The organism is Neorhizobium sp. SOG26 (assembly GCF_003491345.1).
In the GTDB taxonomy this organism is placed as follows: Bacteria; Pseudomonadota; Alphaproteobacteria; order Rhizobiales; family Rhizobiaceae; genus Neorhizobium; species Neorhizobium turbinariae.
This window is the reverse complement of record NZ_CP025512.1, coordinates 2,041,479-2,058,986: the sequence shown is the minus strand read 5'-3', so window position 1 is coordinate 2,058,986 and position 17,508 is coordinate 2,041,479. Positions and strand designations below refer to the sequence as shown.

Sequence of the window (17,508 nt, the reverse complement as noted above, 5' to 3'; positions counted from 1 at the left end):
GTGGAACAAATACGGCGACCTCCCGGAAAAGCGGGCCTTCTAGGGCTCAAATGAGCAGGATAGAAAGCTCCGTCTTGCCGGCGCCGGCCTCGAAAGTCGCTGATCCTGCATGTCCCAACGTCAGGAAATCACCGGCAGATAGCGCAAGAATGCCGGTCGAGGACTGGGACTGGGAACCACCGGAGGTGCCGATCAAGGTCAGGATCGGTTGGGTGCCGTTCACCAGCAAGGTTGTTGTATGCCCGGACGAAGAGGTTGCCCTGACCTGCAATGAGACAAGGTAGAGCCCATCCACCGGCACGACGACACGGTTGCCGCCACCGGCCGTCGATGCCCCCAGCGTGACGCCGCCCTGGTCGACCGCGAAAACGGTGAAGCCGCTTTGCTGCCCATCTGTCGGTGTAAAGCTGGACCCGGACCTGAACAGGCGGGCGGCCGGCTGTTGCGGCCGGGTAACGTGACCGGCGGGTGATATATGAAGTGCGGTTTTCCAGATCGAGCCATCACTCACCTTGATCGAGAAGGCGTCGTCTCCGGCAAGACCCATCTCGGCGCGGCCGCTCCAGTTCGTCTGGAACAGCAGCGAGGCGGTGTCTCCTGAAGCAGCCTTGTTCACCTTGATCTGGTGCCCCTGGCCGGCGTGATTGAACAAGCTGGCCGGGGAGGAGACGGCGAGCCGGTTGCTCTCGTCGGCGGTGACGTTGATGCCAAGTTCGGTAAAATCGGCGCGGTCGGGCAGGGGGATCTCCTGCCATCCAGCATCGGCATAGACCTTCAGGCGATTTTCCTCCGTGAACCAGGCGCGCCAGCCGGTCTTCGGCTGCAGGTAATTCCAGGCGCCATCCTGCCAAGCGGCAATCTTGCCTGCGCGGCCGGTCCAGGCACCCGTCGCCCCGGTCGCGATCGCATAACAACTGCCATCCGCCGGTGACTCGGGCGGCGCCGCACGTTCTTCCGCAATCGTCAGATGCACAAGCGCGTCGAGCGCCAGCAGCGCCTCATTATGAGTCACGTGTTTTTGTGCCTGCGACGGCAGGATGAAGGGCATCTTTAGATTCGTCGTGGTGTCAGCCATGGGGCTCTCCGCTGTTGTTCGCGGGAAAGTCTATCGCTGCCGCGGGAGGCGGGGATGATTGCGGGCTTAAGTCATTGATATTCGGTGGAACAAGCTCTCGAATATCCACGCAGTCGCAGCTTAGTCTATCGGATGGATAGAGATGTGTGCGGCGCACAATAAACAGCCGCAAGCTGCCGATTTTTTGGATTTTCTGACCGAGATGGCGTCAGATTGTTGAGAAGTGCCCAGATTTCGACAGCACTCGGGCTTTTTGTCTTCACATTTCATGCGAAACCGTTATGCAATGCGGCAAGAACGCAAGAACCCGCAAGGGACAGCAATACAAGAGATGCGCCCATTCGAGGATCGCATCCGGGGGAAAGTGTATGGATTACTTTATCCAGCAGCTCATCAACGGGCTGACTCTTGGGTCCATCTATGGCCTTGTCGCTATTGGCTATACGATGGTTTACGGCATCATCGGCATGATCAACTTCGCCCATGGTGACATCTTCATGCTCGGCGGCTTCGCCGCTCTCATCGTCTTCCTGATTCTCACATCCTTTTTCGCAGGCATCCCGGTGGCATTGCTTCTCCTGCTGATGCTCGTCGTCGGCATGTTGATGACGGGGTTGTGGAACTGGACGATCGAGCGCATGGCCTACCGGCCGCTGCGCGGTTCGTTCCGCCTGGCGCCACTGATCACCGCGATCGGCATGTCGATCGTGCTGTCGAACTTCATCCAGGTCACGCAGGGTCCGCGCAACAAGCCGATCCCGCAGCTCGTCTCGGACGTCTACCATATCGGTGCGATCACCGTTTCGCTGAAGCAGATCCTGATCGTCGTGATCACCGGCATCCTGCTTGCGGCCTTCTGGTATATCGTCAACAAGACGCCGCTTGGCCGTGCCCAGCGCGCCACCGAACAGGATCGCAAGATGGCGGCTCTGCTCGGCGTCGACGTCGACCGTACGATCTCCGTCACCTTCGTGATGGGTGCAGCGCTCGCCGCTGTCGCAGGCTCCATGTATCTGATGTATTATGGTGTCGCATCGTTCAACGACGGCTTCATCCCGGGCGTCAAGGCGTTCACGGCGGCCGTTCTCGGTGGCATCGGCTCGCTTCCGGGGGCTGTGCTCGGCGGTCTGCTGATCGGCCTCATCGAGTCGCTGTGGTCGGCGTATTTCACGATCGCCTATAAGGATGTCGCGACGTTTGCGATCCTCGCTTTCGTGCTGATCTTCAAGCCCACGGGTATCCTTGGGCGGCCGGAAGTGGAGAAGGTATAATCATGAACGCCGCTTCCGAAACCGGTTCGACAAACATCATGTCCAAGGCATTGCGCGAAGCCGCTTTTGCGGGTGCCATCGCCTTCGGCATGTTCCTGCTGTTCGTCGGCATCGAAACCTACCAGGACATCGACAACAGGCTTGTCTGGCGCACCCGCTGGGGGCTGCTGGCGATCTTCGTGATCATCGCTGCCGTCGGCCGCTTCGTCACCGTCGGCTTCATCCGGCCGCATATCGACCGTCGCAAGCTCGCCAAGGCGAAAAGCGGCGTGCTGGAGATTTCCGAGGAGAAGGGCTTCTTCCATCGCCACTTCCTCAAGATCGCGCTGATTGCGCTGCTGATCTATCCGCCTATGTCGGTGATGCTGTTCGGGCCCCAGGGTTCGCTCAAGTACGTCGACAACTTCGGCATCCAGATCCTCATCTACGTGATGCTTGCCTGGGGTCTTAACATCGTGGTTGGCCTCGCCGGTCTGCTCGACCTCGGCTACGTCGCCTTCTACGCGGTCGGCGCCTATTCCTACGCGCTCCTGTCGTCCTACTTCGGTTTGTCGTTCTGGGTGCTGCTGCCGCTCGCGGGTATTCTTGCCGCGATGTGGGGCGTTATCCTCGGCTTCCCGGTGCTGCGCCTGCGCGGTGACTACCTTGCCATCGTGACGCTCGCGTTTGGTGAAATCATCCGCCTCGTTCTCCTGAACTGGACGGACGTCACCAAGGGCACTTTCGGCATCTCCGGCATCGCAAAGGCTTCCGTGTTCGGCATCTGGTCGTTCAATGTCGGTGCGCCGGACTATTTCCCGAAGGCACTCGGCCTGGCCACATCCTCGGCCTGGTACAAGATCTTCCTGTTCTACGTGATCCTGGCGCTCTGCATGCTCACAGCCTATGTCACGATCCGGCTGCGCCGGATGCCGATCGGCCGTGCATGGGAAGCGCTGCGCGAAGACGAGATTGCCTGCCGTTCGCTCGGCATCAACACCGTCACCACCAAGCTTACTGCCTTTGCAACCGGCGCGATGTTCGGCGGCTTTGCCGGCTCCTTCTTCGCAACCCGCCAGGGCTTCGTGTCGCCGGAAAGCTTCGTCTTCCTGGAATCGGCCGTCATCCTGGCGATCGTTGTTCTGGGCGGCATGGGCTCGCTCACGGGTATCGCCATCGCGGCCGTTGTCATGGTCGGCGGCACCGAACTTCTGCGCGAGATGGAATTCCTGAAGCTGATCTTCGGACCGGACTTCACGCCGGAACTCTACCGCATGCTGCTCTTCGGCCTGGCGATGATCATCGTCATGCTCTTTAAGCCCCGCGGTTTTGTCGGTAGCCGACAGCCCACTGCCTTCTTGAAGCAGCGCAAGGCAGTCTCAGGAAGCTTTACCAAGGAAGGTCACGGTTGATGACCTTCGGAACAGACATGATGACGTCCAATACTACTGGCGACACCCTTCTCAAGGTCGAGCACCTGTCGATGAAGTTCGGTGGCCTGATGGCCATCAACGACCTCTCCTTCGAAGCCCGGCGCGGCGAGATCACCGCGCTGATCGGCCCGAACGGAGCCGGCAAGACGACCGTCTTCAACTGCATCACCGGCTTCTACAAGCCGACGATGGGCATGATCACGCTTCGGCAGCGGGACGGGAAGGAACACCTTCTCGAGCGCTTGAACGATTTCGAGATCACCAAATCCGCCAAGGTTGCCCGTACCTTCCAGAACATCCGGCTCTTTTCGGGCCTCACCGTGCTGGAAAACCTGCTGGTGGCGCAGCACAACGCGCTGATGAAGGCGTCCGGCTACACCATTCTCGGCCTGCTTGGCCTGCCGGCCTATCGCAATGCGGCCAAGGCTGCGATCGACAAGGCAAGCTACTGGCTGGAGAAGGCGGAACTCATCGATCGCGCCGACGACCCGGCCGGCGACCTGCCGTATGGCGCGCAGCGTCGTCTCGAAATCGCCCGTGCCATGTGCACCGGTCCCGAACTCCTTTGCCTCGATGAGCCTGCCGCGGGCCTCAATCCGCGGGAATCGGCAGCGCTTAACACGCTTCTCTACGCGATCCGCGACGAGGGCGTTTCGATCCTGCTGATCGAGCACGACATGTCTGTCGTCATGGAGATCTCGGATCACGTCGTGGTGCTGGAATACGGCCAGAAGATTTCTGACGGGACGCCAGATCACGTGAAGAACGACCCGAAGGTCATCGCCGCCTATCTCGGTGTCGAGGATGACGAGGTGGAAGAGGTAATTGCAGTGGAACTCGAGGGAGGCGATCACTGATGGCCGGTGAAGCGCTTCTTAAGGTGCAGGGCGTCGAAACCTATTACGGGAACATTCGCGCGCTTGCAGGTGTCGATGTCGAGGTCAACCGCGGCGAGATCGTCAGTCTCATCGGCGCCAACGGTGCCGGCAAGTCCACCCTGATGATGACCATCTGTGGCAGCCCGCAGGCGCGCCATGGCCAGGTGATCTTCGACGGCGAGGACATCACCAAACTTCCGACCCATCTGATCGCGCGCAAGCGCATTGCCCAGTCGCCCGAAGGCCGGCGCATCTTCCCGCGCATGACGGTGCTGGAAAACCTGCAGATGGGCGCCAATCTCGACAACCTGAAATTCTTCAAGGAAGACGTCGAGAAGATCTTCACGCTGTTTCCGAGGCTCAAGGAGCGTCAGAGCCAGCGTGGCGGTACCCTGTCAGGTGGCGAGCAGCAGATGCTGTCGATCGGCCGAGCGCTGATGGCGCGTCCGAAGCTTCTCCTGCTGGACGAGCCCTCGCTCGGTCTCGCACCGCTGATCGTCAAGGGCATCTTCGAGGCGATCAAGAAACTGAACACGGAAGAGGCACTTACCGTGTTCCTCGTCGAGCAGAACGCCTTTGCCGCGCTCAAGCTTTCCGACCGGGCTTACGTCATGGTCAACGGCAAGGTCACCATGTCGGGATCGGGCAAGGAGCTTCTCGCCAATCCGGAAGTGCGTGCGGCTTATCTCGAAGGCGGAAGGCATTAGGAGTTCGACATGCAGGGACTTTTCTTTGAAGAAGCCGATGGCGTGCACTTCGTGCTCCGCTTCCTGGTGCTGCTCCTCGGCTTCTGGACGGCATGGCGCACCGGCAAGGCTGTGGCCGAGGGCTGGAGCGGGCTTGGCACGGTCGTCGTCTATACGCTGCTTCTCGCCATCGTGATGCGTTTCATGCATTTCGCGCTGTTCGAGGGACCGTTCATCAACGCCACCTATTACATCCTCGACGTGGTGGTGTTGCTGGTGTTTTCGATTGCCGGCTTCCGCATCCGCAGGACGCGCCAGATGGTGCAGAACTACTACTGGCTGTACGAGCCGACTTCCGCTTTCGGGTGGAAGAAGAAGCATTGACAGCTTGAGTTTTCTGCCCTCAGATTGCTCCAGGTAAATCCAAGAACTGGAACCTGAGGGAACAATTACCGGGACGATCATGGTGGGTATCGTCCTGGGCTAACTAACTCGACCCGCTTAAAAAAACTGGGAGTAAATCAATGAAGAAGTCTCTTCTTTCGGCTGTTGCGCTGACCGCCATGGTCGCTTTCAGCGGCAGCGCATGGGCTGATATTCTCGTTGGCGTTGGCGGACCGGTCACGGGCCCGAACGCGGCCTTCGGCGCACAGCTCCAGAAGGGTGCTGAACAGGCTGCTGCAGACATCAATGCTGCTGGCGGCATCAACGGCGAGATGATCAAGATCGTTCTCGGCGACGACGTATCCGACGCCAAGCAGGGCGTTTCGGTTGCCAACAAGTTCGCGTCCGATGGCGTGAAGTACGTCATCGGCCACTTCAACTCCGGCGTTTCGATCCCGGCTTCGGAAGTCTACGCTGAAAACGGCATCCTCCAGGTGAGCCCGGCCTCGACCAACCCGGTCTTCACCGAGCGCGGCCTGTGGAACACGTTCCGTACCTGCGGCCGTGACGACCAGCAGGGCGGCGTTGCCGGCAAGTACATCGTCGACAACTTCAAGGACGGCAAGATCGCCATCGTTCACGACAAGACGCCTTACGGCCAGGGTCTTGCCGACGAAACCAAGAAGGCCATGAACGAAGCTGGCCTGAAGGAAGTCATCTACGAGGGCGTAACGCCGGGCGACAAGGACTATTCGGCTCTGATCGCCAAGATGAAGCAGGCTGGCGTTACGCTCGTCTACTGGGGCGGTCTGCACACCGAAGCTGGCCTGATCATGCGCCAGATGAAGGACCAGGGCATCCAAGCTCCGATGATGTCGGGTGATGGTATCGTTTCGAACGAACTTGCTTCGATCGCTGGCGACGCTGTTGACGGCACGCTGATGACGTTTGCTCCGGATCCGCGCAAGAATCCGGCTGCGACTGAACTCGTCGAGAAGTTCCGCAAGTCTGGCTTCGAGCCGGAAGCCTACACGCTCTACGCCTACGCTGCCCTCCAGGTTATCGCACAGGCTGCGGAGAAGGCCGGCACGACCGAAAGCGAAAAGGTTGCCGAAACCATCAAGTCTTCCGGTCCGTGGAAGACCGCGATCGGCGAACTCGGCTTCGACGAAAAGGGCGACATCACCCGTCCGGACTACGTCATGTACAAGTGGGGCAAGGGCGCCGACGGCAAGTACACCTACACCGAGATGTGATTTCGGCCATCTGGCCAGATCATCTCGATCTTTTGGAGAAGCCCGGCGTTGCCGGGCTTTTTCGCGTTCAGGCATGACGGCGAGCGCCACCCAAGCGCCCACGATCGGAACATTCGCCGGGAAAACGGGTTGGTTTCTGCACAACAGGAGAACAGCCCCATGTCATTGCACGTCTCAGATATCAAAGGCACCATCACCAGCTTCCTGGTCGAGGTAGGCCTCGCAGACCCGGAAAAGGTCGTCGCGAATGAGGCGCACCCGCCGCTGCTGACCCGGGAGCAGGAACTTCTTGTCCAGTGCTACCGGTCGGGCCAGATCGACGCTGACCAGTGGCGGATCCATCTGGAAGAAGATCCGGCGCTCGCTGCCTATTTTGCCTCCGGCGTCACCCACTGACGCGGACTGATTGGAGCCAGTGCCTGTAGACATGGGCACTGGTCATCCTTGACGCTCTTCCCTTAAACCTCCGTTCGCCGCAGAAGGTAGTCGAGCCCGCCGACGCGGAACCAGCGATACCCATATGCGTCGAGCAGGAGCTTGTGCTTGCCGTTCTCGCCGGCCTCGGTGTTGGCGTGGTCGGCGATGTCGATCAGTTTGTTCCCGTGCTCCTCCAGCCCGACGTCGAAGGTCACTTCGATCGGCACCGACTTGAGGTTATGGATCAGCAGCACAGAGTTGCCGCGCCAGTCATACCGCAGCGCCAGCACGCCCTTGTCGCTCGTCTCGACCGGCGTGCAGACGCCGACGCCAATCTCGGGCGCTTCCTTACGCATGCGGATCAGCCGCTCCGTCCAGTTGAGGAGCGAATTCGTTTCCCGGCGCTGATGCGCCACGTTCAGGTGCTCAAAACCGAATGGGCCGCCGCTGATCACCGGCAGCACCGGCTTGTTGCTCTTGGTGAAACCGCCATGCGGTTCGTCCGACCATTGCATCGGTGTGCGGGCGCAGTTGCGCTCGGGTAGCGACAGGTCGTCACCCATGCCGATCTCGTCGCCATAACGGATCACCGGGGTTCCCGGCAGTGAGAACATCAGGCTGTAGGCGAGTTCCAGCCGCCGCCGGTCATTCTGCAGCATCGGCGCCAGGCGCCGGCGGATGCCGCGGTCGTAAAGCTGCATGTCCTTGTCCGGCCCGAACTCCTGAAACACCTTCTGGCGCTGCTTTTCCGTCAGGCGCCCAAGGTCGAGCTCGTCGTGGTTGCGCAGGAATAGGCCCCACTGGCCGGTTGCCGGCCGGTCGCGCGTCTCGTTGATGGCCTTGGCAAGTGGCTCGGCATCGGCTGCCGCCAGTGCGTAGAACATCGCCTGGTTGACGTGGAAGTTGAACATCATCTGCATGCGGTCGCCATCATCGCCGAAATATTTCAGCGTCTCCTTCGGCACCACATTGGCTTCCGCGAGAATGACGGAGTCACCCTGGCGCCACTGCAGGAACTCGCGGAAGGTCCGCAGCATGTCGTATTGCGGCTTGGATTTGGTGACCTCGGCGCCTTTCTCGTCGATCACGAAGGGAACGGCATCCATCCGGAAGCCGGACACGCCGAGCTGGATCCAGAAGCCCATGATCTTCAGGATCTCCGCCTGAACATGCGGGTTGGCGGTGTTGAGGTCCGGCTGGAACTTGAAAAAGCGGTGGAAGTAATACTGCTTGGCCTTCTCGTCATAGGTCCAGGTGGTTTTCTGCACCCCGGGAAAGACCATGCCTTCGTCGGCATTGGCCGGCTTCTTGTCCGACCAGACATACCAGTCGCGGTAGAACGAGTTCGGGTCGCTGCGCGCCTGCTGGAACCAGGGGTGCTGGTCGGAGGTGTGGTTGACGACGAGGTCGATCAGCACGCGGATGCCGCGCTGCTTGGCGCCATGGGTGAACTCCACGAAGTCGCCCAGCGTGCCGTAGCGCGGATCGACATTGTAGTAGTCGGACACGTCATAGCCGTCGTCCTTCTGCGGGGAGACCTGGAAGGGCATCAGCCAGATCGCCGTGACGCCGAGACCCGCGAGGTAATCGAGACGTCGTTGTAGCCCCTGGAAGTCCCCGACACCGTCGCCATTGGCATCCATGAAGGTCTCGACGGACAGGCAATAAATGACGGCGTTCTTGTACCAGAGGTCGTTGATCACGCGGTAGCTCCTGGGATGGGGGTCCCGGGGGCAATCCGTTTATCGCGATTTTGTTCCAGGAGCAGAAGCGGTCGCCATATCGAGCCGAGTTACCTGCCCGAAGCGGCTGCCGTTAGGAATGTGTCAACGAAGATGGCAAGACTGTGCCGTTATACCTAAGGACGATGGCAGATGCGGCAGAAACGCGGCAAACCGGGCGTGTATATCGCCAGTATTTACTGGTGAATGTTTGGGACAGGGTGCAACAAATCGTTCCTGTTAAAGGCTTTTTAGCTGTGTTAGATACACTGCATCGGACGGGTTGGGCACACCGATCCAGTCAGGGCATGTACCCCGCATATAACGAACACACAGCACCCACCATGAGGCGTTGATGGCTTTTGCTTGCGTTGCCGGTACCTTCTCACGTTCAGCTCTCGCACGCAGTTTTGCCGTTGGAGCTGTTTTTTTTGGCGCCATGACCGGCGGCGCTTTTGCAGGTTGCGGCCAACCTCTTCAACCAGGCCGTCACGTGATGACCATCGAGACGGATGATGGCGCGCCGCGCCGCGCTGTCTATTTCATTCCTTCTGGTTACACCGGCAAGGACAAGGTCCCTGTTGTCTTCGATCTCCATGGTAGCCACAGCAATCCTGAATCCCAGCTGAACAGAAGCTCCTGGGACAAGGTTGCGGAGAAAAATGGCTTCATCGCCGTCGCCTTGCAGGGCAGCCTTCCGGGTAACGCCTCCGGAACCTACGCCTGGAACGTCCCTTACGTGACGACCCAGGAAGGCGGCCGCGACGAGATCAGCTATATCCACGCCGCGATCGATACGGTGAAGGAGGAGTTCTGCGTGGATCCGTCGCGGATTTATGCCTCCGGTTATTCCGGTGGCGGACGCATGTTGTCCGCCTTCCTCTGCTCCGGCCAGGACGTGTTTTCGGCCGCTGGCTTCGTTCATTCGCTGCGCGCCGGCCGCCCGGTGCAGAGCGATGGAAAGTGGGGGCCGGACAAGGCCAACTGCAGCCCGGCCAAGCCGATCTCGATCATCGCCTTTGCGGGTGTGAAGGACCACGCGAACCCCTATGGCGGTGGCGGCAAGGCTTATTGGCAGTACAGTTTCAAAACCGCCGTGCAGCGCTGGACGGAGCTTGATGGCTGCACCGGCAACGGCGACTCCAAGAGGGCCGACGGCGTGATCTTCAGCCTCTACGGCACCTGCAAGAACGGCGCGCGCATCGCCGCATATACCTTCGAAAACGGCGGCCACGAATGGCCAAAGCCTGCTCCGGCGACGGAAGCGGTGCTTGCAGCCGCAAAGGATAGCGCGGCGAGCGTCACCAAGGTTGCCGCGGTTGCCCCGAGCAAGCCTTCGTTCGAAACGAGTATTGATCCTGCCTCGCGGATGTGGGATTTCTTCGGCAAGGCCGACAGCACGGATATGATTGCCACTGCTTCTCCCGCGAAGGGCGGCGCAACGCCCAAGTCTGGCACAGCCGTTGCATCGGATTGCCAGATGCAGGCGGAGCTTCAGGGGACATCGTGCAGCAGCAACCAGCCGATCGATATGCGCCGCAGCGGGCAAGGGGCAAAGGGCGCCTTGTAACCAAGGCTTTCGGCGGGCGCACGCGGCTTGCCGAATTTTTCCAGGAAGGCTGCGCAAAAATTCGCCTTCCGGAAACGTTTTCGCCTGAAATGGAGGCGATCCTCATCAATACGTCAGGGGGACTGACGGGCGGCGACGTGATCGAATGGTCCGTCGCCGCCGCGGCTTCTACCCGGCTTTCGGTGACGACGCAGGCGAACGAAAAGATCTACAAGGCATCCGCCGACACCGCTTCGGTTTCCACCCGGATTTCCGTCGGGCCCAGCGCATCGGTGCATTGGCTGCCACAGGAAACCATCCTCTTCGACCAGGCGTCGCTGACGCGGCGGCTTGATGTCGAGCTTTCCGATACTTCCGAATTCCTGGCCGTCGAGGCCGTTCTGCTTGGCCGCAAGGCAATGGGGGAGGCTGTTGCCAACGGCACGTTCCGCGACCGCTGGCGCATCCGCCGCGATGGCAAACTTCTCCATGCCGAAGAAATGAAGCTCGACGGCGAGATCGAGCGCCTGACCCGGGCAACGGCGGTGCTCTCCGGCCGGGTCGCCTTCGCGACACTTTTCTATGCCGGGCCACTGACCGACGCGCTTCTTCCGAAGCTGCGGGCGTGCCTGGAAGGTACGGCCGGTGGCGCAAGCACCTGGAACGGCAAGATCATCGCGCGTCTTGTTGCCGCCGATGGATATGCTCTGAGGAAAATCCTGACACCGGTAATTTCCGTATTGCGTAACGGCGCTCCAGTGCCGAAAGTCTGGAACATCTGACCTTGCCGAACCTGCATCCCGAAGCGGTACCCCAATGAACCTGACGCCACGAGAAAAAGACAAGCTGCTGATTTCCATGGCAGCCATGGTTGCCCGTCGCCGGCTGGAGCGCGGCGTGAAGTTGAACTACCCGGAAGCGATCGCCCTGATCACCGACTTCGTCGTCGAAGGCGCGCGTGACGGCCGTTCGGTTGCGGACCTGATGGAGGCCGGTGCGCATGTCATCACCCGCGACCAGGTGATGGAAGGCATCCCCGAGATGATCCACGACGTGCAGGTCGAGGCGACGTTTCCCGACGGCACCAAGCTTGTCACCGTCCATGAACCGATCCGTTAACGCGTTGGGAGATTGATTCATGATCCCTGGTGAAGTCATTGCCGCAACAGGCGAAATCGAGCTGAATGCCGGCGCGCCGACCGTCACGATCGAGGTGTCGAATACCGGCGATCGCCCGGTCCAGGTCGGCAGCCACTACCATTTCTATGAGACGAACAACGGCTTGGCCTTCGATCGCGAGAAAGCGCGCGGCATGCGGCTTGATATCCCCGCAGGCACGGCGGTGCGGTTCGAGCCCGGCCAGACGCGGCAGGTAACGCTCATTCCGCTGTCGGGTCGCCGTGCCGTTTACGGCTTCCAGCAGAAGATCATGGGTGCCTTGTGAAACGGGTCCTTTTCCCGCAGACGCAGATCGAGATGACCATGTGTGCCGGTGAAGACCTCGCCGAAGCCGACAGGGCGCTGAACGCCGAATACCAGGCGCTGCGCAAATTGACCAAGGCGCGTGATGCCGATGCCGGGGAAGGGCAGGCGGGTTTAGACACGGCGCTGGTAAAGGCGCAGCGTGCCTGGGTGGCCTATCGGGATTCCTGGTGCGAGGCCTTCGCTTATCAGGCGCATGGCGGCACCATGGAGCCGCAACTCAATGCCGAATGCCAGGCTGAGCTGACGCGCAAGCGCACCGACGAACTCAAGGCTCTCGCCGACAATCTCTAGAACGGTCGTTGCAGACGATGACCCGACCCGCTTTGACAAGGTAGACCGCCCATGCCCCACAAGATGTCCCGCGCGGCTTATGCCTCCATGTTCGGCCCCACCACCGGAGACAAGGTGCGTCTCGCCGATACCGAGCTTTTCATCGAGGTGGAGAAGGACTTCACCACCTATGGTGAGGAGGTGAAGTTCGGCGGCGGCAAGGTGATCCGCGATGGCATGGGCCAGAGCCAGGCGACACGGGCCGAGGGGGCGGTGGATACCGTCATCACGAATGCGCTGATCGTTGACCATAGCGGCATCTACAAGGCCGATGTGGGCCTCAAGGATGGCCGCATCCATGCCATCGGCAAGGCCGGCAATCCGGATACCCAGCCGGGCGTGACAATCATCGTCGGCCCATCCACGGAAGCGATTGCCGGCGAAGGCAAGATCCTGACGGCCGGCGGCATGGACGCGCATATTCACTACATCTGCCCGCAGCAGATCGAGGAGGCGCTGATGAGCGGCGTCACCTGCATGCTCGGCGGCGGCACCGGCCCGGCGCACGGCACGCTTGCCACCACCTGCACCGGCGCCTGGCACATCGAGCGGATGATCGAGAGCTTCGATGCCTTCCCGATGAACCTCGCGCTTGCCGGCAAGGGCAATGCCTCGCTGCCGGCGCCGCTGGAGGAAATGATCCTTGCGGGCGCATCGTCGCTGAAGCTGCACGAGGACTGGGGCACGACGCCGGCGGCGATCGACAACTGCCTCACCGTCGCCGACCAATACGACGTGCAGGTTATGATCCACACCGACACGCTGAACGAAAGCGGCTTCGTGGAGGACACGATCTCCGCCATCAAGGGCCGCACCATCCATGCGTTCCACACCGAGGGCGCGGGCGGCGGGCACGCACCCGACATCATCAAGGTGTGCGGCAACCCCAACGTCATCCCGTCATCGACCAATCCGACCCGGCCCTATACGGTCAATACGCTCGCTGAACACCTCGACATGCTGATGGTCTGCCATCACCTGTCACCATCGATCCCGGAAGACATCGCTTTTGCCGAAAGCCGCATCCGCAAGGAGACGATCGCGGCCGAAGACATCCTGCACGACATCGGCGCCTTTTCGATCATCTCTTCGGACAGCCAGGCCATGGGCCGCGTCGGCGAGGTCGCGATCCGCACCTGGCAGACCGCCGACAAGATGAAGCGCCAGCGCGGCCAACTGAAGGAAGAGACCGGCGACAACGACAATTTCCGCGTCAGGCGCTACATCGCCAAATATACGATCAACCCGGCCATCGCCCATGGCGTCAGCCACGAGATCGGCTCCGTCGAAGTCGGCAAGCGCGCCGACCTCGTGCTCTGGAGCCCGGCCTTCTTTGGGGTGAAGCCGGAGATGGTGCTGCTGGGCGGGTCGATTGCCGCCGCCCCAATGGGCGATCCGAACGCGTCGATCCCGACGCCGCAGCCGATGCATTACCGGCCGATGTTTGCTGCTTACGGCAAGCTGCGCACCAACTCCTCCGTTACCTTCGTTTCCCAGGCGGCGCTGGATGGCGGGCTTGCGCAGCGGCTTGGCGTTGCCAAGAAACTGGTCGCTGTGAAGAATGTGCGCGGCGGCATCGGCAAGGCATCGATGATCCATAATTCGGCCACCCCGCATGTGGAGGTCGATCCGGAAACCTATGAAGTGCGCGCCGATGGCGAACTGTTGACCTGCCAGCCGGCGACCGTGCTGCCCATGGCGCAGCGCTACTTCCTGTTCTAAGGACACCTGCATGCAACATATCCATTCCTACCGCCCGGCCGGTGAAGTCAGCGATCCGCCGATCGACGTCGTGACGCTGCCGCACGATCTTCGCCACCTGCGCCGCAAGCTGCTCCACCTCTCGAACGGCGACATGGTGATGCTGGACCTCAAGGAGGCGGTGCTGTTCCACCACGGCGACCGGCTGGTGCTCGAAGATGGCGATACGATCGAGGTGAGGGCGGCGCCAGAGAAGTTGTTCGAGGTGAAGGGGCGCGACACGCTGCACCTCATCGAGCTCGCCTGGCATCTGGGCAACCGGCACCTGTCGGCGCAGATTGAGGAAGGCCGCATCCTGATCCTGCGCGACCATGTGATCCGCGCGATGCTGGAGGGGCTTGGCGCCACCGTCAGCGAGGTGGAGGAAGGTTTCCAGCCGGCGCGCGGCGCCTATCACTCGCACGGCCACAATCATTCTCACGATCACCACGGACACTGACCGGTTGTGAACGAGAATTCCCAGACGCGGGCCCTGCTACGACTGATGGCTTGGCTGTCGCCGGCCTTCCCGATCGGCGGCTTTGCCTGGTCCGGCGGGTTGGAGCGGGCCGTTGCCGATGGGCTGGTGAAGAGCGGGGAAGACCTCGGCGCTTGGCTGCAAACGGTGATGTATCACGGAGCTCTGTGGACAGACGCGGTACTGCTCATTGATGCATGGCGCAGCGCGGACGACCGGGCCCGGCTGCAGGAACTCTCTGAGCTGGGCTTGGCGCTGGCCGGATCGGCGGAGCGCTTCACCGAAACTCTTTCGCTCGGCAAGGCCTTCATCGCGGCCGCAGCCGCATGGCCGGACGAGGTTCTGCATCGCGTGCCAAAGGACGTTCCTTATCCGGTTGCGGTCGGGGCTGTCGCGGCCGCCCACGGCGTCCCGGTGGAGCAGGCGCTTGCGGCTTACCTGCATGCGGCGGTCTCGCAGGCGGTGTCGGCCGGCATCAGGCTCGGCTGTTGCGGTCAAACGGAAGGCGTCGGCATCCTCGCCAAGCTCGAGGAGCCGATCGAAGCGCTGACGAGCCGGGCAGCGGCCCTGACGCTTGATGATCTCGGCACGGCAACGGTGCAGGCGGAGATCGCTTCACTTCGGCATGAGACACAGCATTCGCGCCTGTTCCGGAGCTGAGGTGCGGGCTAGAATTCGGACGGATTGAAAGGACGGCACATGAAATCGGCAAATGGTCCTCTGCGGGTCGGCATCGGCGGCCCGGTCGGCTCCGGCAAGACGGCGTTGACGGAGAAGCTCTGCAAGGCCATGCGCGAGGACTATTCGGTCGCCGTCGTCACCAACGACATCTACACCCGCGAAGATGCCGAGGCGCTGGTGCGCATGCAGGCCCTTTCCTCCGACCGCATCGTCGGCGTGGAAACCGGCGGCTGCCCGCATACGGCGATCCGCGAGGATGCAACGATCAACCTGCAGGCCATTGCCGGGCTCAATGAACGCATCCCGGATCTCGACGTGATCTTCATCGAGTCAGGTGGCGATAATCTCGCCGCGACCTTCTCGCCCGACCTTGCCGACATTACCATCTATGTCATCTCCACCTGCCAGGGGGAGGAAATCCCGCGAAAGGGCGGGCCAGGAATCACCCGCTCCGACCTTCTGGTCATCAACAAGAAGGATCTCGCGCCTTACGTGGGCGTCGATATCGATGTCATGGATCGTGACGCGGCGCGGATGCGCGAAATGAAGCCGCATGTGTTTACCGACCTCAAGCGCGGAGAGGGCGTCGACCACGTCGTGCGCTTCCTGAAACAGCAGGGCGGGCTTTGAAGCCGTGGTCGGATGCTAGAACTTATCAAACTCCTCCTGGCGCGGTGGTTTCCACCCAAGCCAGACGAAGAGACCGCCGATGAGGTCGCGACCCTTGCCGTCGACCAGGCGGATGCGGCGGCCGAGATCCGGCGGCTCGTCTGGAGCGGCTTTGAGGCGCAGGACGCGATCCTCGACATCGTGCTCGAAGGTTATCCGGAGCCCAGCCTCCTGAGCGAGGCGGACCGCCAATGGCTGGCCGACGAGATCGCGCGGCAGTTTGCCCAGAAGCTTCGCGAGGAGACGGATTGGCCGACGAGGACCGATTGGGATCGGCTGGATTCAGCCTTTGTGGTGCTGCGGGCGAATGGCGTCATCGCGCTTCATGATGCCGGCGTTACCCAGGCAGATGCCTTTGCCGAGGTCGCCGCCGAATATCAGATGCGCAAGGAAGTCGATGTCGGGTCCGAGGGCTTCGTTTTCTACGGCGAGGAGGACATCACCGCGGCCCTGGCGGGCGAATCCCTTTACCTCACCTTCGGCGCGTTCCAGAACCGGATGGAAAACACGCCGGTGATCGCGGAGCAGATCATCGAGACGCTCGCCAAGAAGGGGCTTCGTGCCACCTGGAGCGGCGACATCGGCAAGAAGATGCTGATCACGCCCTTCGAGTGGCAGAAGCGCAGCCCCGCGATCGGTTTCGAGGACATAGTGCTCTGAGGGCGGTGCCCCCTCCATCAAGTCCGCAGGACGTCCCGCAGCGCCTGCACGTCGCCCACCTGGATGATGCGTCCGCGAACCGTGACGCCGATCTCGCGAAGCTTGGAGAAGGCACGTGACAGGGCTTCCGGCGCCAGGCCAAGCTGGCCCGCGAGCAGGCTCTTCTGGAAGGGCAGGCGCACGGCCGCCGGGCCGCCATCTACGGGACAATGGGCAAGGATATAGTTCGCGACCCGCTGCGGCGCCGTATGCAGCCGGTCATTGGCAACGCAGTCCAGCGTCGTCAGCAGGTGTTGAGAGAGCATTGTAAGGAGGGCGGCCGCCACATCCCGTTCCTGCTCGGCAAGTGCGCGGACAGCCTTGAGGTCGAATGCGGCTACGGTGGCGGATTCTGCCGTCTGCGCGTGGTAGCGGTACCTTCTGTTGCCAAACAACAGGCATTCGGCGAAGGTATCGCCCGGACCGCAGATCCTGAGATCCGCTTCGCGGCCTTCACGGTTCAGGCGGTAGAGGCGCACATAGCCGCTCAGGACGCAGAAGAAGGAGCTTGCCGTCTCGCCGTCGCGAAAGATCAGGTGCCGGGCGGGCAGGCTGGTGACCGTCATCGCTGCCATCAAACGCGCAGCCGATGCGCTGCTCAGGTTCGACATGAACGGTGTCTTCATGAGCATCGCGTGGTCACGACTGCTGAGCTTTAGATTGGTATTCATCGTCCCCGATGTCCGATTGAGCTGCTTGATCGCCGCGCACGATAGCGTCTCGGGAACATCGCGTTTTGACATTGATCAAACTGCAGCAGAGCCGGCTCGAAAATCA

20 protein-coding genes are annotated in these 17,508 nt (G+C 61.4%); 17 read left to right on the top strand and 3 right to left on the bottom strand.

Annotated elements, in window-relative coordinates; translation table 11 throughout:
- Nucleotides 1-46: 46 nt before the first annotated feature.
- A complete protein-coding gene (locus CYG48_RS10235; protein WP_118850285.1) occupies nt 47-1,075 on the bottom strand; it encodes a DUF2793 domain-containing protein in 1,029 nt (342 codons plus the stop codon).
- Nucleotides 1,076-1,443: 368 nt separating this feature from the next.
- Between CYG48_RS10235 and CYG48_RS10230 the strand changes: the two genes are divergently transcribed.
- From CYG48_RS10230 to CYG48_RS10200, 7 genes are all read left to right on the top strand, one after another.
- Nucleotides 1,444-2,346 (top strand): branched-chain amino acid ABC transporter permease, encoded by a 903-nt coding sequence (locus tag CYG48_RS10230; protein WP_118850284.1) that lies wholly within the window; start codon nt 1,444-1,446, stop codon nt 2,344-2,346.
- A 2-nt stretch (nt 2,347-2,348) separates the two neighbouring features.
- A complete protein-coding gene (gene livM / locus CYG48_RS10225; protein ID WP_118850283.1) occupies nt 2,349-3,737 on the top strand; it encodes a high-affinity branched-chain amino acid ABC transporter permease LivM in 1,389 nt (462 codons plus the stop codon).
- Nucleotides 3,737-4,615, top strand: coding sequence for an ABC transporter ATP-binding protein (locus CYG48_RS10220; RefSeq protein WP_118850282.1), 879 nt, complete (start codon nt 3,737-3,739; stop codon nt 4,613-4,615). The genes livM and CYG48_RS10220 overlap by 1 nt, the downstream gene beginning before the upstream one ends.
- Nucleotides 4,615-5,343: an ABC transporter ATP-binding protein gene (locus tag CYG48_RS10215; protein ID WP_118850281.1), complete on the top strand. Its 729-nt coding sequence runs from the start codon at nt 4,615-4,617 to the stop codon at nt 5,341-5,343. The genes CYG48_RS10220 and CYG48_RS10215 overlap by 1 nt, the downstream gene beginning before the upstream one ends.
- A 9-nt stretch (nt 5,344-5,352) precedes the next feature.
- Nucleotides 5,353-5,706 carry a DUF6867 family protein gene (locus CYG48_RS10210; RefSeq protein WP_118850280.1) on the top strand — a complete coding sequence of 118 codons (354 nt, stop codon included), beginning with the start codon at nt 5,353-5,355 and terminating at the stop codon, nt 5,704-5,706.
- A gap of 140 nt (nt 5,707-5,846) precedes the next feature.
- Entirely contained in the window at nt 5,847-6,962 is a 1,116-nt protein-coding gene (locus CYG48_RS10205) for a branched-chain amino acid ABC transporter substrate-binding protein (protein WP_118850279.1), read from the top strand.
- 159 nt (nt 6,963-7,121) lie between these two features.
- On the top strand, nt 7,122-7,358 hold the full coding sequence (locus CYG48_RS10200) for a hypothetical protein (protein ID WP_118850278.1): 237 nt from the start codon (nt 7,122-7,124) through the stop codon (nt 7,356-7,358).
- 62 nt (nt 7,359-7,420) lie between these two features.
- Here the strand turns inward: CYG48_RS10200 and CYG48_RS10195 are convergent, their stop codons facing one another.
- Entirely contained in the window at nt 7,421-9,082 is a 1,662-nt protein-coding gene (locus CYG48_RS10195; RefSeq protein WP_118850277.1) for an alpha-amylase family protein, read from the bottom strand.
- A gap of 514 nt (nt 9,083-9,596) precedes the next feature.
- On the opposite strand from CYG48_RS10195, the gene CYG48_RS10190 reads away from it, so the two are divergent.
- The 10 genes from CYG48_RS10190 to CYG48_RS10145 are packed head-to-tail and all read left to right on the top strand — an operon-like array spanning nt 9,597 to nt 16,692.
- Complete coding sequence (locus CYG48_RS10190; RefSeq protein ID WP_245450326.1) at nt 9,597-10,670, top strand: alpha/beta hydrolase family esterase; 1,074 nt, start codon at nt 9,597-9,599, stop codon at nt 10,668-10,670.
- Nucleotides 10,607-11,431, top strand: a complete 825-nt coding sequence (locus tag CYG48_RS10185) for an urease accessory protein UreD (protein ID WP_118850275.1) — start codon at nt 10,607-10,609, stop codon at nt 11,429-11,431. Before CYG48_RS10190 ends, CYG48_RS10185 begins: the two co-directional genes overlap by 64 nt.
- Nucleotides 11,432-11,465: 34 nt before the next feature.
- A complete protein-coding gene (locus CYG48_RS10180; protein WP_118850274.1) occupies nt 11,466-11,768 on the top strand; it encodes an urease subunit gamma in 303 nt (100 codons plus the stop codon).
- Nucleotides 11,769-11,787: 19 nt separating this feature from the next.
- Nucleotides 11,788-12,093 (top strand): urease subunit beta, encoded by a 306-nt coding sequence (locus CYG48_RS10175; protein ID WP_118850273.1) that lies wholly within the window; start codon nt 11,788-11,790, stop codon nt 12,091-12,093.
- Nucleotides 12,090-12,425, top strand: a complete 336-nt coding sequence (locus CYG48_RS10170) for a lysozyme inhibitor LprI family protein (protein WP_118850272.1) — start codon at nt 12,090-12,092, stop codon at nt 12,423-12,425. The genes CYG48_RS10175 and CYG48_RS10170 overlap by 4 nt, the downstream gene beginning before the upstream one ends.
- Before the next feature lie 51 nt (nt 12,426-12,476).
- Nucleotides 12,477-14,186, top strand: coding sequence for an urease subunit alpha (gene ureC / locus CYG48_RS10165; protein WP_118850271.1), 1,710 nt, complete (start codon nt 12,477-12,479; stop codon nt 14,184-14,186).
- 10 nt (nt 14,187-14,196) lie between these two features.
- Nucleotides 14,197-14,664, top strand: coding sequence for an urease accessory protein UreE (gene ureE, locus CYG48_RS10160; RefSeq protein ID WP_118850270.1), 468 nt, complete (start codon nt 14,197-14,199; stop codon nt 14,662-14,664).
- A 6-nt stretch (nt 14,665-14,670) separates the two neighbouring features.
- Nucleotides 14,671-15,342 carry an urease accessory protein UreF gene (locus CYG48_RS10155; RefSeq protein ID WP_199925119.1) on the top strand — a complete coding sequence of 224 codons (672 nt, stop codon included), beginning with the start codon at nt 14,671-14,673 and terminating at the stop codon, nt 15,340-15,342.
- 39 nt (nt 15,343-15,381) lie between these two features.
- Nucleotides 15,382-15,993 (top strand): urease accessory protein UreG, encoded by a 612-nt coding sequence (gene ureG, locus CYG48_RS10150; protein WP_118850268.1) that lies wholly within the window; start codon nt 15,382-15,384, stop codon nt 15,991-15,993.
- 12 nt (nt 15,994-16,005) lie between these two features.
- On the top strand, nt 16,006-16,692 hold the full coding sequence (locus CYG48_RS10145; protein ID WP_118850267.1) for a DUF6891 domain-containing protein: 687 nt from the start codon (nt 16,006-16,008) through the stop codon (nt 16,690-16,692).
- 17 nt (nt 16,693-16,709) lie between these two features.
- On the opposite strand, the gene CYG48_RS10140 is transcribed toward CYG48_RS10145, so the two are convergent.
- Nucleotides 16,710-17,402, bottom strand: a complete 693-nt coding sequence (locus CYG48_RS10140) for a Crp/Fnr family transcriptional regulator (RefSeq protein WP_118850266.1) — start codon at nt 17,400-17,402, stop codon at nt 16,710-16,712.
- Nucleotides 17,403-17,508 lie beyond the last annotated feature (106 nt).